Annotated in this window: 10 protein-coding genes; all 10 read left to right on the top strand. The window is 74.1% G+C overall.

Features of this window, described 5'->3' with window-relative positions; translation table 11 throughout:
* Positions 1-160 precede the first annotated feature (160 nt).
* On the top strand, positions 161-1,930 hold the full coding sequence (locus ACIBK6_RS05095; RefSeq protein ID WP_399048876.1) for a condensation domain-containing protein: 1,770 nt from the start codon (positions 161-163) through the stop codon (positions 1,928-1,930).
* A complete protein-coding gene (locus tag ACIBK6_RS05090) occupies positions 1,927-2,238 on the top strand; it encodes an acyl carrier protein (RefSeq protein WP_399048875.1) in 312 nt (103 codons plus the stop codon). Before ACIBK6_RS05095 ends, ACIBK6_RS05090 begins: the two co-directional genes overlap by 4 nt.
* Positions 2,238-5,702 (top strand): thioester reductase domain-containing protein, encoded by a 3,465-nt coding sequence (locus tag ACIBK6_RS05085; RefSeq protein WP_399048874.1) that lies wholly within the window; start codon positions 2,238-2,240, stop codon positions 5,700-5,702. Before ACIBK6_RS05090 ends, ACIBK6_RS05085 begins: the two co-directional genes overlap by 1 nt.
* A gap of 7 nt (positions 5,703-5,709) precedes the next feature.
* Complete coding sequence (locus ACIBK6_RS05080) at positions 5,710-6,567, top strand: 3-hydroxyacyl-CoA dehydrogenase family protein (protein ID WP_399048871.1); 858 nt, start codon at positions 5,710-5,712, stop codon at positions 6,565-6,567.
* 52 nt (positions 6,568-6,619) lie between these two features.
* Positions 6,620-6,904 carry a phosphopantetheine-binding protein gene (locus tag ACIBK6_RS05075; protein WP_399048869.1) on the top strand — a complete coding sequence of 95 codons (285 nt, stop codon included), beginning with the start codon at positions 6,620-6,622 and terminating at the stop codon, positions 6,902-6,904.
* Positions 6,897-8,006, top strand: a complete 1,110-nt coding sequence (locus tag ACIBK6_RS05070) for an acyl-CoA dehydrogenase family protein (RefSeq protein WP_399048868.1) — start codon at positions 6,897-6,899, stop codon at positions 8,004-8,006. Before ACIBK6_RS05075 ends, ACIBK6_RS05070 begins: the two co-directional genes overlap by 8 nt.
* Positions 8,003-8,989, top strand: coding sequence for a 3-oxoacyl-[acyl-carrier-protein] synthase III C-terminal domain-containing protein (locus ACIBK6_RS05065; RefSeq protein ID WP_399048867.1), 987 nt, complete (start codon positions 8,003-8,005; stop codon positions 8,987-8,989). The genes ACIBK6_RS05070 and ACIBK6_RS05065 overlap by 4 nt, the downstream gene beginning before the upstream one ends.
* 2 nt (positions 8,990-8,991) lie before the next feature.
* Entirely contained in the window at positions 8,992-11,037 is a 2,046-nt protein-coding gene (locus ACIBK6_RS05060; RefSeq protein ID WP_399048866.1) for an HAD-IIIC family phosphatase, read from the top strand.
* 51 nt (positions 11,038-11,088) lie between these two features.
* The gene (locus ACIBK6_RS05055; protein ID WP_399048864.1) at positions 11,089-12,642 is read left to right on the top strand and encodes an amino acid adenylation domain-containing protein; all 1,554 of its coding nucleotides are present in this window, start codon (positions 11,089-11,091) and stop codon (positions 12,640-12,642) included.
* Between the two features lie 76 nt (positions 12,643-12,718).
* Positions 12,719-13,456 (top strand): tyrosine-protein phosphatase, encoded by a 738-nt coding sequence (locus ACIBK6_RS05050; RefSeq protein ID WP_399048862.1) that lies wholly within the window; start codon positions 12,719-12,721, stop codon positions 13,454-13,456.

Genomic DNA, 13,456 nt, shown 5'->3' with positions numbered 1-13,456 from the left:
CGGGGGCCCCGCCGCGGGCCCCCCCGGGCGCGGGGGGGGTTGGGGGGGGGGGGCCGCCCCCGCCCCCCCCCCCCCCCACGACGAACTGGTCCGGCCGCTGCTGCGCTGGCTGCCCGCCGCGGTCCTGCCCGGCGCGGTCCACGTGGTGGACGCGCTGCCTATGACCGCGAACGACAAGACGGACTTCCGGGCGCTGCGCGCGCTGCGCGGCGCCCCGCTGCCGCGCGCCGAGCGCCGGGCGGCCGCCCTCGATACGGCACAGCGGTGGGCGAGCGAGCGGTTCCGGTCGGCGCTGGCCGCCGACGGCCGGCTCGGCGCCTTCCCCACGGCGGCGTCAGCGCCGTCAACGGAGGTGCTCTCACCCGACGACGACTTCTTCGCGCTGGGCGGGCACTCGCTGCTCGCCGTGCGGATGCTCGCCGCCATCGAGCGCGAGGACGGCGGCGCGCCCACCCTCGGCGCCTTCCTCGCCCAGCCGACCGTGGCCGGCCTCGCCCGGCTGCGTGACGCGGCGCGGGGCGACAAGCAGGAGGTGCGGGCGGAGCAGGCACCGCCGGAGCGGCCGGACGGCCGCCACCCGGCGACCTCGATCCAGCAGCGCATGCTGTTCCTGGACCGGCTGGCAAGCCAGCGCGCCGCCTATCTGGCGCCCACCGTCGTGGAGTTCACCGGCCCGGTCGACCGGCAGGCGCTGGCGCGAGCCCTCCGTCACGTCCTCGGACACCACCCCGCGCTGCGCTCCAGGTTCGCCCTCGACCGCGCCGGCAGGCAGGTCTTCTACACGACCGGCGGCACCGCCCCCGAAGTCGTGGTGCGCGACCGGACCGGGCAGGACGAGGAGTCGTTCACCGAGCGGTTGCGGGAGTTCTGCTGGACCCCGTTCGACCTCTCCGAGGACGCTCCGGCCCGCGCCGAGATCGCCGCGGTCGGCGACCGGACCGTACTGGCCCTGGTGTGCCATCACATCGTGACCGACGGCTGGGCCCAGCAGTTGCTGCTGCGGCAGCTGGGCGAGGCGTACCGGGCGGTCGTGGCGGGCCGGCGGCCCGAACTGCCCCCGGCGGTCCACCCCGGCGCGCTGCCCGACGGCTGGGCCGCGCTCGACGCCACCGAGCGCGCCGGGCGCACCGAGGCGCTGCTCGCGCGGCTGCGCGGGGCGCCCACCGACATCGCGCTGCCGCGTGACCGGGCGCGTACCTCCGCGCAGGACACCGCGGCGGACAGCAGCACCGTCCGGCTGCCGGCGGCCACGAGTTCCGGGCTGCGCGCGGTGCTGGCCGCGGCGGGCGCCACCACCTCGATGGCCGCGCCCGCCCTGCTGGCCGCGGTGCTCGCGCGGTCGGGAGCCCAGCGCGACTTCCTCTTCGCCTTCCCGTGGGCCGGCCGGGAGACCGCCGCCGGAACCGAGGCGGTGGCCATGCTGATCAGGACGCTGGTGCTGCGGGTCGACCTGCGGGCCGCCCCGACCTGGCGCCAACTCCTGGCGGCGGTGAGGGAAGAGAGCCTGACGAGCTACCGGTACGCGGACGTTCCCTTCGAAGCGCTCGTCGCCGGTCTCGATCCCGGCCGGGGCCTGGGCCGCCCGCCCGTGACCCCGGTCCTGGTGACCACCGTGACGGGGCCGCCCGTGGTGCCCGACCTCGGGCCCGGGGTGCGGGCGAGGCAGCTGCCGCCGCCCGGCCTTCGCATCAAGTACGAACTCGAACTGACGCTGCGGGACACCGACGACCACATCGAGCTCGAACTGGCCGGTGCGACGGCCCTGTTCGACCGGCCGACCGTGGACGGCCTGCTGAGCGGCCTCGCGCGGGCCGCGGACCTGCTGGCCGCCCACCCGGACGCCCCGGTCCTCGATCCGCACCCCGCGCCCCAGGGCGCACACGCCGAACGGCCCGGCAAGGGCCCGGAGACTGGAGAAGAACAGCGATGACGGATCCGATCGAGGGCATACGACGGATCTGGAGCACGGTGCTGGGCACCGAGGTCCAGGACACCGACGTCAACTTCTTCGACGCGGGCGGCCATTCGCTGCTCGTGATGGTGCTCCAGGAGCACCTGGAGGAGCTCGTGGGGCGGGAGATCGCCCTGGAGGACCTCTTCGAGCACCCCACCGTCCGTGCGCAGGCCACCCTGCTCGCCGCCGGGCCCGCCACCGCCGCGGTCGAGGCGGGCCTCGGCGCGCGGACCCGCTCCCAGCTGCTCGGCCGCAGCCGCTCCGACGCCTCGGAGGAGTGTTGATGAGCCGCGCGACGGACATCGCGGTGGTCGGCGTCGGCTGCCGCTTCCCCGACGCCCCCGACCAGGACGCCTTCTGGACCAACCTGGTGTCGGGGACCGTATCGACGCGTGCGCAGTCCGAGGAGCGGCTGCGGGCCACCGGCCTGTCCGATGCGGAGCTGAGTGACCCCGCGTTCGTACCGGTCGCCGCCACCGTGCCGGACGTGGACCTGTTCGCCGCCGAGTTCTTCGGTTATTCGCCCGCCGAGGCCGAGCTCATCGACCCCTCCCAGCGGCTCTTCCTCGAAGTGTGCTGGGAGGCGCTGGAATCCGCCGGGCACGCCCCCGCCACCACCGGTATGGGACCCGTCGTCGGCGTCTTCGCCAGCGGCGGCCCCAGCCCCTACACGGTCGCCCTGCAGGCGGTGCGGCTGCGGGAGGGCGGGCTCGCCGCCGCGGTCGACGACCTGGACCTCACGCTCGGTGGGACGTCCGACTTCCTGGCCTCGCGGGTCGCGTACAAACTGGGCCTGCGCGGGCCCTCCGTCGGTGTGCAGACGGCGTGTTCGTCCTCGCTCACCGCGGTGCACTACGCCGTCCTGAGCCTGCTGTCCGGCGAATGCGATCTGGCCGTCGTCGGCGGCGCGGCCGTCAGCGACCCGCTGGTCGGCTACGCCTACCAGCCTGGCGGGGTGATGTCCGAGGACGGCCAGTGCCGCCCCTTCGACGCCCGCTCCACCGGCACCGCCGCGGGCGCGGGTGCGGGAGCCGTGGTGCTGCGCCGCCTCACGGACGCGCTCGCCGACGGCGACCGGGTCCTGGCCGTGGTGCGCGGCAGCGCGGTCGGCAACGACGGCTCGATGCGCTCCGGCTTCACCGCGCCCAGCGCCACGGGGCTCGCCGGGGTCGTCGCCGGGGCACTCGCGGTGGCCGACACCGCGCCGCACACATTCCGGTACGTCGAGGCGCACGGCTCCGGCACCCAGCTGGGCGACAGCCTCGAACTCCGCGGTCTCACCGAGGGGTTCCGCGCCGCGGCCCAGAGCGCCGGTACGCCGCAGCCGAGCCCCGGTGGCTGCGCGCTGGGCTCGGTGAAGGCCAACATCGGCCACGCCGGCTGGGCGGCCGGCATCGCCGGGTTCATCAAGGGCGTCCACGTCGCGCACACCGGTGTGTTGCCGCCGCACCCGTCCTTCGAGCACCCCCGCGACCCGGGCGTGCTCGCCGACAGCCCGTTCCGGGTGCCCACCGAGCCGGCGCCCGTCGACGGCGGCGAGGAGTGGCACGTCCTGGTCAACTCGATGGGTCTCGGCGGCACCAACGCCAGCGTCGTGCTCGCCCCGCCGCCGGCTCCCACCCGACCGGCGGCACCGGAGGCCGACCGGGTGCGCCTGGTCGTGTCGGCCCGCACCCGCACCGAACTGGACGCGCTGTCCCGCCTGTTGGCCGACCGGCTCGACGCCGGCGCCCCTGCTGGGGACGTGGCCCACACCCTGCGGGTCGGCCGCCGCTCGTTCGCCGAGCGCCGGGTCGTGACGGCGGCCCCGGACCGGCTCGCCGCCGCGCTGCGGCTGCCCCGTCCGCCGTACGCGCGGACCGTGCGGGCCGCCTCCCGCATGGTCGTGCTGGTCGCGGACGACGCGGTACCGGCCACGTTCCTCGACCACTTGGTGAAGGTGTTCAACGGCCGGGCCGAGGTGGCCGGCGGGGCGCCCGCCGGTCCGGCGCCGGACGCCCACGTCCTGCGGCTGTCCGCCGATGCCACCAGGGCCGAGGGGCAGCTGCTCGTGCTCGGCCCGCAGGGCCTGCCCGACCCGGACGCCCTGGACGAGGCCGTGACCACGGCCTGGCTGCACGGCGCCGAGGTCGACTGGGCCTACGCCACGCGCGGCGCCCGCGGACGGCGGCTCGCCCTGCCCACCTATCCCTACGAACGGCGCCGCCACTGGGCCCTCGACGGCGTCGACCTGCGCGCCGCCGCCGCGCCCGAGGCCCCGGCCGCGTCCGCGACCGGACGCGCGGCGGGCTCCGACACCGTGGAGGACGTACTCCTCGGCATCTGGGCCGAGCTGTTCGGCACCGCGTCGATCGGCCTCGACCACGAGTTCGGCGCGCTCGGCGGCACGTCGCTGCTGGCGGTCCGGATGGGTCTGGAGATCCACGCGCGGCTCGGTGTCCTGGTCAACCTGCACCGGGCCGGCGGCAGCCGGGCCACCGTGCGCAAGCTGGCCGCGACCGTGCGGGCCGGCCGGGCCGCCACCCGAGCGGCACCCGCCGACGAGCAGATCGCGGACGGCGAGGGCGGCCTCGTCGACGCCGATCTCGCGCTGCCGCTGGGCGAGTTGGCGCCGGGAACCGCCCCGGGGACCGACGTCCTGCTCACCGGGGCCACCGGTTTCCTCGGCGCGTTCCTCCTGCACCAGCTGCTGACCACGACGGCGCACCGCGTGTACTGCCTGGTGCGGGCCGACGGCGAAGCCGAGGGCGAACAGCGGCTGCGCGCGGCCGCTGCCTCCTACGGGCTGCCCGCACCGGACCCGGACCGGATCCGGGTGGTGGTGGGCGACCTGCGCGAGGTGGACAAGGTCTGCGCCGACTACCGGGACGGCGAACTGGCCCGGCGCGTCGGCCACGTCCTGCACTGCGCCGCCCGGGTCGTGTTCACCGAGCCGTACAGCGAACTGCGCGACGACAACGTGCTGCCCACCCTCGGCCTGCTGTGCTGGGCGCGGCAGTACGGGGTGCGGGAGTTCAGCTTCGTCTCCTCGCTGGCGGCGACCGGCCCCGCGCTGGGCTCCGACGGGCGGACCCTGGAGAGCCGCGAGCAGCCGCTCGACCCGGCCCAGGGCGGCTACGGCGTCGGCAAGTGGGTCTGCGAGCGGCTACTTGAGCGCGCCGAGCCGGACGGCATGCGGGTGCGCGTCTTCAGGCCCGGTCTGATCCTGGGGTCCACCGTCGACGGAGCCTGCAACCCCAAGGACATGCTGTGGCGGATGCTGGCCGCCGGGCTCGCCGCGGGGGCGCATCCCCAGGACGACCGGCCGATGCCGATGGCACCCGTCGATCTGGTGGCGCGGGCCGTGGTCGACCTCGCGTTCACGCCCGGTGCGGCCGGTCGCGCCTTCCACCTGGTGGGCCCCGAGGGGTTCGGCGCACAGCGGCTGTTCGAGCTGCTCGGCGAGAGCGGGCTGCCCACCGAGCGGCTGAGCCGGGCCGGCTGGCTGTCCGCGGTGGCCGACCGGGCCCGCGCCGGCGACAACGAGGTGCTGGCCAGCATGGCGCTCTACGACCTCGCCGACCACGAGGGCGCCGACAGCCTGGTGGAGGCCGAGGCGTGGCGGCCCTGGCTGGTCGCGGGCGGCCACAGCCCGCGGCCCACCGGGGAGCTGCTGCGCGCCGCGTTGCGGCACCTGTGCGCCAAGGACCCGGCCTATCTGGAACTCCTCGGGGAGCGCTTCGCACCCGAACCCGATCAGCAGAAGTGAGGACGACGTGACGGAACGAGAACAGCCCGATCTGCTCGCCGTGCTGGGCGCCGGGGTCATGGGCGTCGGCATCTCCGCGCTGGCACTGGGCCACGGCGTCCCGGTGGTCCTCGTCGACGTGGACGGGGCCGCGCTGGAGCGGGCCGCCGCGGCCGTGCCGCTGCGCATCCGCCAGGGGCAGCTGCTCGGCAAGCTGCCGCGCGGGGCCGAGGTGCCGAAGCTGGTGACCACCGCCTCGCTGGAGGAGGTGCGGCACGCCACGGTCGTCGTGGAGGCCGTGGTGGAGCTGCCCGCGGTGAAGGCCGAGGTCCTCGGCGAGGTGTCCCAACTGGTCGCCCCCGGAACGCCGTTGGTGACGAACACTTCCGGCATCCCGGTGGACGAGCTCGCCGGGCACACCGCCCGCCCGGCCGATGTGCTCGGGGCGCATTTCATGAACCCGCCGTACCTGATCCGCACCGTCGAGGTGATCCGGGGCCCGCGCACCGCCGAGGCCGCGCTCGGCCGGACCCTGGACCTGCTCACCGCTCTCGACCGGGAGTCGGTCGTGGTCGGCGACGGTCCCGGCTTCGTGATCAACCGCGTACTCCAGCGGATGATCAACGAGTCCGCCCGGATCGTGCAGGAGGGCCTCGCCTCCCACGAGGACGTCGACGCGCTGTTCCGGGGCTGCCTCGGCCACGCGACGGGTCCGCTCGCCACGGCCGACCTGATCGGCCTGGACAACGTCGTGGACAGCCTCCGGGTCCTCCACGACCGCACCGGCGACGCCGGGTACGCACCGTGCGACCTGCTGCGCGGCAAGGTCGACGCGGGCGACTTCGGCCGCAAGACGGGGCGTGGCTTCTATTCGTACGAATCCTGACCCCATCACCGATATCCCTACGGGACCCCTGACCGAGAGGCCTCTGATCACCGTGTCCACCACCGAATCCGCCCAGCCGACCGCCGCCGAGACCGAGTCCGAGCTGCTCTCCTTCCTGGAGGGCCGGGTTAAGGTGGCGGTCGCCGCCGACACCGACCTGTTCGCCTCGGGAGCGGTCACCTCCCTGTTCTCCCTGGAACTGGTCGTCCACGTGGAGACCACCTACGGCGTGGCCGTCCTCGGGGACGAACTGTCGATGGACAACTTCCGCAGCGTGCGGGCCATGGTGGGACTCATCGGGCGGCTGCGCGCGGCGGACGGGCTCTCCCATGAGTGAGGCCGGCGAGCAGGCGGCCGTCCTGGCCACGGGGCTCGCCGAGGGCCACGCCGAACAGTGGGACCACAGCGCCGAGTTGCCCCGCGAGGTGATCCGCGAGCTCGGCGCCAAGGGCGTGCTCTGCGCCGATGTGCCCGAGCAGTTCGGCGGTCTGGGCCTGAGCAGTCTCGACAACGGGCGGCTGATCGCCGCCACCGGCGAGGCGTGCAGCTCGCTGCGCAGCGTGATGACGTCGCAGGGCATCGCCGCCTGGACGGTGTCCCGGTTCGGTTCGGCGCAGCAGCGCGCCGAGTTCCTGCCCCGGCTCACGTCCGGCGAGAGCGCGGGCGTGGCGTTCAGCGAACCCGGGGCGGGCAGCGACCTGTCCGCCATGACCACCGAGATCACCCGCGAGGGCGACTCGATCACCGTCCGGGGCGAGAAGACCTGGGTGACGGGCGCGTACTACGCGTCCCTGCTCGTGGTCTTCGGCCGGTTCGGCAACGGCGCCGCGATGGCCGTGGTGCCCACCGACGCACCCGGGGTGAGCGTCGAGCGCGTCCCCGACCCGCTGGGCTGCCGCGCGGCCGGGCACTCCACGGTGCGCCTGGACGGCGTGCGGCTGCCCGCCACGCATCTGCTCGGCGGCGCCGGCCTGCCGGTGACGATGCTGGCGACGTCCCCGCTCACCCACGGCCGGATCTCGGTGGCCTGGGGCTGTGTGGGCATCATGCGGGCCTGCCTGCGTGCGGTCGTACGCCACAGTGCCCAGCGGGAGAGCTTCGGCAGCCCGCTCTCCGAGCACCAGCTGATCCGGCGTCATATCGCCGAGCTGCACGCGGGCGAGCGCACCTCGGCCCTGGCCTGCGAGCGGGCCAGCGAGGACTGGGACGCCCAGCGGCCCCGGCACACCACGGCGGCCGTGCTGGCCAAGCACGTGGCAGCGGGGCACGCGGCGCGCGGCGCGGCGAGCGCCGTCCAGGTCCTCGCGTCGGCCGGGGCCCGGTCCTCGCACGTGGTGGCCCGCGCCTACCGGGACGCCAAGCTGATGGAAGTCATCGAGGGAAGCAACGAGATCAGCCAACTGCTGCTGGCAGACGAGGCATTGACGGTATGGGCATGACGGCGCGGGACGGGCAGGGCGGCGAGATCGGCATCGGCGCGATCCACTGTCTGCTGCCGGACGAGCGGATGAAGGTGGGCGATCTGCCCGAGACGGGGCTGCTCGCCCGCGAGGAAGCCGAGTTCGCCCGGGACTCGGGCGTGGAGACGGTGGGCGTGTTCGAGGGGCGGGCCACCGCCGGTCTGGCGGCGGAGGCCGTGCGCGGGCTCGGCCTCGGCGCCGCCGCCGCACCGGACCTGCTGATCCTGGTCAGCCCCCGCTCGCCGGACGTGCTGCTCGGTTCGGACGTCGGCCAGGTGCAGGCCGAGTCCGGGCTCACCGGGACGTTCTCGTTCACCGTGGACGGGCTGGGCTGCACCGGCTCCAGCGCGGCGTGGGCGCTGGCCCGCGATCTGCTCGTGGCCGACCCCGGCCGCGAGAGCGCGGTGATCGCGCACGCCAGCCGCCCCACCGGCGCCGACCGGGTGCGCTACCCGGTCACCGTGATCGGCGACGGCGCGTACGCCATGACCATGGTGCGCGGCGGCCGTCCGGTGCTGCGGGCGCACCGCATGGAGAGCGACGGGTCCTTCCACGACCTGTTCCGCGTCGACTACAAGTCCGCCCCCTGGTACGAGTGGCGGGAGGAGTGCCAGTCCGCGGACCGCTACCGCTTCGAGCTGGCCCTGCACAGCAGGCAGCGCCTGGGCCGCCTCGTCCAGGAGACGCTCGCTGACGCCGGGATCGGCAAGCAGGACGTCGCCGCGACCCTGATGCAGAACGTCACCGCCGGGGCCTTCGAATTCTACGAGACCCTGCTCGGCCTGCCCATCCACCAGGTCTGCCGGCTCCACCTCGCGGAGTACGGCCACCTGGGGGCCATGGATGTCGTGCTGAACCTCCAACGGCTGCTCGCCGAGGGCGGGTTGAAGCGCGGCGACCACGTCCTCGTCCTGAACAACAGCCCGGTCGCCGCCTGGGCCGCCACACTCTGGGAGATCTGACGATGTCGCACACCGCAGCAGAGCCGGCTTCGAGCACGGCCGCCGCACCCCTGGTCAAGTGCCTGGTCTGGGACCTGGACAACACCCTGTGGCGCGGCACGCTCCTTGAGGACGAAGAGGTCGAGCTGACCGACGAGATCCGGCGCACCGTGGTGGAGCTGGACGCCCGGGGCATCCTGCAGTCCGTCGCCAGCCGCAACGACCACGACCACGCCTGGGCGCGCCTGGAGAAGCTCGGCCTCGCCGAGTACTTCGTCCTGCCGCAGATCGGCTGGGGCCGCAAGTCGGACTCGGTGCGCGCCATCGCGGGGCAGCTCCAGTTCGCCGAGTCGGTCGTGGCCTTCATCGACGACCAGCCCGCCGAGCGCGCCGAGGTCACCCACGAACTGCCCGCGGTCCGCACCTACGAGGCCGAGCGGGCACGGGAGTTGACGGCCCTGCCGGAGTTCAGCCCCGCGCAGGTGACCCAGGACGCCGCGAACCGCCGCGCGATGTACCAGGCCGGCTTCAAGCGCGAGCAGGCCCAGCAGGAGCACTCCGGTTCCAGCGAGGAGTTCCTGCGCTCCCTCGACCTGCGTCTTGTCATCGGCCACGCGCGGGACGAGGACCTCGCCCGGGTCGAGGAACTGACCCTGCGCACCAGCCAGATGAACGCCACCGGGGTGCACTACTCGGACGCCGATCTGCGCGCCCTGCTCGCCGACCCGGACCACGACGTGCTCGTGATGAGCCTGAACGACCGCTTCGGCAGCCACGGCGCCATCGGTGTGATGCTGCTCGAACGCGGCAGCACCCGGTGGCACCTCAAGCTCCTGGCCACGTCGTGCCGGGTGGTCTCCTTCGGTACCGGCGCGACGCTCCTGCGCTGGCTCACCGGCCAGGCCCACCGCGCCGGGGTGCACCTGACGGCGGACTTCCGCGCCACCGAGCGCAACCGGATCATGGAAGTGGCGTACCGGTTCGCCGGGTTCGGCCAGCAGCCGTGCGCCGGCTGCGGACCCGCCACCGACTCCGACGTCCAGCGGCTCCATCTCGTGCCCGCCGCCCAGGACGTGTCGGCCACCATGCGGGTCACCGCCCCGACGCTCGGCGCCGCCCGGCTCCACTCCGTCCACGAGTGCTACGGCTACCGCGTCGAGTGCTCGTACGACATCGCGGCGCGCGGCGTGGTCCGGGACTTCTTCGGTCCGGCGCTGGAGCGGGACGACCTGTCCGGCGCCCACACCCGCGTCGTGCGGCTCGGCTTCTCGGTGCAGGACGGGCCGCTCGTCGAGCCGGCGAACCCGCCGCACAACCTGGAGGTGATGACGGGCGACCCCATCGTGATCGACACGGCGAGCTCCCGCTGCGTGTTCGACCCGGGGACCATGTCCGGTGAACTCACCCTGGCACGGGCCGACTTGGGCAGCTCCGCCGTCTGGGGGCGCTGGATCCTCGAACGGCTCTTCCTGTACGTCATCTGCCGCTCCCCGCGCAGCTACCCGCTGCACGCCGGGGCCGTCGAGGCCGACGGGCGGGTCGCCGTCCTGACGGCAGCGGCCGGGGTGGGGAAGTCGACGTTCACGTACTGGGCGCTGCACCGCGGGGCGCGCCTGGTCGGTGAGGACATCCTGGCCAGGAACATGGACGAGCCGGGCGGCGTGCTGTGGGGCTATCCGCGCGCGCTGTACCTGACGCCGGAGATGATCGCCCGCAGCACGGCGCTCCAGGACGCGACCGCCGCCGCCATCGAGGGCGGCGCCAAGTGCCGGGTCACCGTGCCCGAGGCGCTGGAGGACCGGCTGGTCTCCCGGGCCCGGCCTTCGTGCCTGGTCTTCCTGGTCCGGGGCGAGGGCGGCGCACCCCGCGAGCTGAGCATCACCGAGGCACTCGACCGCTGCCGCGAGGACTACGCGACCGCGAAGAGCGCCGAGGAGCTCGCCGCCGTGGAGGAGGACCTGCGCGCCCTCCTGGCGGGGCTGCCGCTGTGGGAGTTCGAGGTCTCCGAAGACCTGGACGAGAGCTACGACCGGCTGCACGCGGCCCTCACCGCCCTGCCCGCCGAGTGACCGGCTCCGTCGCGCACACCGCCACCACGTCGAGTTGTTGTGAGGAAGGCCATGCAAGACCTGAAGCACGCCACCTCCCTGTACGAGGTGTTCGCCGCGCGGGCCGCGGAGCGCCCGGACGCCGTGGCGGTCACCGACGGCGCGGTTGAGATCACGTACGGCCAACTCATGTGCGCGGCATGGGAGTTCCGGGCCGGACTCGCGGAGCACGGAGTGCGGCCCGGGGACCGCGTGGGCATCAGCCTCGAACGGGGCTGGGAGGTCGTCGCGGCGATCCTCGGCGTCCTCGGCCACGGCTGCGGCTACGTCCCGCTGGATCCGTCCTACCCGGCGGACCGGCTCGCCCACATGGTGTGCAACAGCCGGACGCGGGTGGTGATCACGGCGCCGGACAACACGGCGCTGCCGGCCGATGTGGTGCGGGCAGCGCGGTCGCGGGACGCCGGTGCGACCCCGGCCGCCCCGCTGCCGCGGCCCGAGGACGCACCGGTCTACGTGATCTACACCTCCGGCTCGACCGGGGTGCCCAAGGGCGTCGCCGTCCCCGAGAGCGCGGTCCTGGAACTGTTCCGCTCCTGCTCGGACGGACCGTTCGCGTTCGGTCCCGACGACACATGGACGCAGTACTTCAGCTACAGCTTCGACTTCTCCGTCTGGGAGATCTGGGGCGCCCTCCTGTTCGGCGGCCGGCTCGTGATCGTGCCGCCGGACATCGCGCGCCGTCCCGCGGCCTTCCTCGCATTCCTCGCCCGGGAGCGGGTGACCGTGGTCAACGCGGTGCCGAGCTTCTTCAAGTACCTGCCGAAGGCGTACGAGCGGACCCCCGTCGAGCTCGCCCTGCGCTACGTCGTCTTCGGCGGCGAGCAGCTGGACCGCCTGTCGGTGCGCCGGTGGATGCAACTGCGGCCGGACGCCGAGACGTTGGTCAACATGTACGGAATCACCGAGACCACCGTGCACACCACGTTCGGCGCGCTCACCGAGGAGCGGGTGGCGTCCGACACCGGCGGCACCTGGATCGGGGCGCCCCTCGCGCACCACCGGATGGCGCTGCTGACGCCCCAGGGCAATCCGGTGCCCGACGGCGAGCCGGGCGAAGTCCACATCGCGGGCACCGGTCTCGCCCAGGGCTACGTCAAGCGGCCGGAGCTGACCGCGGAGCGCTTCCCCCGGCTCACGCTGGACGGCGACGCCGAGCCGTGCACCTGGTACCGCACCGGCGACATCGCCCGTCGGCTGCCCGACGGCACGTACGAGTACCTGGGCCGCAACGACCGGCAGGTCAATCTGCGCGGGTTCCGCATCGAGCTCGGCGAGGTCGACGCGGCGCTGCGCGCGGAGCCCGCGGTGCTCGACGCGGTGGCCCTGGCCGAGGAGGCCGCGGGCGGCGAGTTCCTGCTCGTCGCCTATGTGGCCCTCGCCGACGGGCAGGCCGCGGCAGCCGAGCTCACCGAGCGGCTGCACGAGGCGTGCCGGACCCGGCTGCCGGCCCACATGCGGCCCAACCGGATCGTCCTCGTCTCCGAGATGCCGCTCGCGCCGTCCGGGAAGCTCGACCGCGCGCGGCTCGCCACGGACCGCGGGCTGCGGGTGATGGCGCGATGAACCCGGCCCCGGCCCGGAGCAACCGCGAGCTCGCCGCAGCGGCACGCGCGGTGCCCGACAACCAAGGAGAGACCCGATGAGCCGGCACGTCGCGTTCGAGCGGCTGCACAACTTCCGTGACCTGGGCGGTTATCGGTCGGCCGACGGCAGGACCGTCGCCTCCGGGACGCTGTACCGGGCGGACTCGCTCGGCAAGCTGCGCGACGCCGACTGGGAGAAGTTCCTGGAGCTCGGGGTGCGCACCGTCATCGATCTGCGCTACCCCTGGGAGATCGAGGCCAAGGGCCGGGTGCCCGAGGCCGACCGGTTCCACTACGTCAATCTGAGCATCGAGCACCGGCCGTACGACCAGGCCGAGATCGACCCAGGCATCGACCCCTGGCGCTTCCTCGCCGACCGGTTCGCCGAGGTGACCGAGGACGGGGCCGGGGAGATCCGGCAGGTCCTGGAGCAGATCGCCACCGCCCCGGGCCCGGTCGTCTTCCACTGCACGTCCGGCAAGGACCGCACCGGCCTGATCGCGGCGTTCGTCCTCACCCTGCTCGACGTGGACCGGCGGGACGTCCTCGCCGACTTCGCCCTGACGGAGCTGGCCACCGAACGCCTGGCCGCGGACTGGCGCGCGGCCAACCCGGACCGGGTCATGAAGTGGCCCAGCTACGGCCGCGCCCCCGCGGTGATCATGGAGCTGGTCCTGGACGGCCTCGAAGCCCGCTACGGATCAGTGCGGGGCTACCTCAAGGATCGGGTCGAGATCCGCGACGAGACCGTCGAGCAGCTGCGGTCCCGGCTCCTCACCGACGAGGGCCGCTGA

Source organism: Streptomyces sp. NPDC050485, from assembly GCF_044458185.1.
GTDB lineage: Bacteria > Actinomycetota > Actinomycetes > Streptomycetales > Streptomycetaceae > Streptomyces.
The sequence above is the reverse complement of the archived record's forward strand: the minus strand, read 5'-3'. Positions and strand labels throughout refer to the sequence as shown.

Coding starts and splice junctions, on each gene's coding strand:
- ACIBK6_RS05065 (WP_399048867.1), top strand. CDS start 8,003: ATGACGGCGCGGGACGGGCAGGGCGGCGAGATCGGCATCGGCGCGATC.
- ACIBK6_RS05095 (WP_399048876.1), top strand. CDS start 161: ATGACCGCGAACGACAAGACGGACTTCCGGGCGCTGCGCGCGCTGCGC.
- ACIBK6_RS05050 (WP_399048862.1), top strand. CDS start 12,719: ATGAGCCGGCACGTCGCGTTCGAGCGGCTGCACAACTTCCGTGACCTG.
- ACIBK6_RS05070 (WP_399048868.1), top strand. CDS start 6,897: ATGAGTGAGGCCGGCGAGCAGGCGGCCGTCCTGGCCACGGGGCTCGCC.
- ACIBK6_RS05055 (WP_399048864.1), top strand. CDS start 11,089: ATGCAAGACCTGAAGCACGCCACCTCCCTGTACGAGGTGTTCGCCGCG.
- ACIBK6_RS05060 (WP_399048866.1), top strand. CDS start 8,992: ATGTCGCACACCGCAGCAGAGCCGGCTTCGAGCACGGCCGCCGCACCC.
- ACIBK6_RS05090 (WP_399048875.1), top strand. CDS start 1,927: ATGACGGATCCGATCGAGGGCATACGACGGATCTGGAGCACGGTGCTG.
- ACIBK6_RS05085 (WP_399048874.1), top strand. CDS start 2,238: ATGAGCCGCGCGACGGACATCGCGGTGGTCGGCGTCGGCTGCCGCTTC.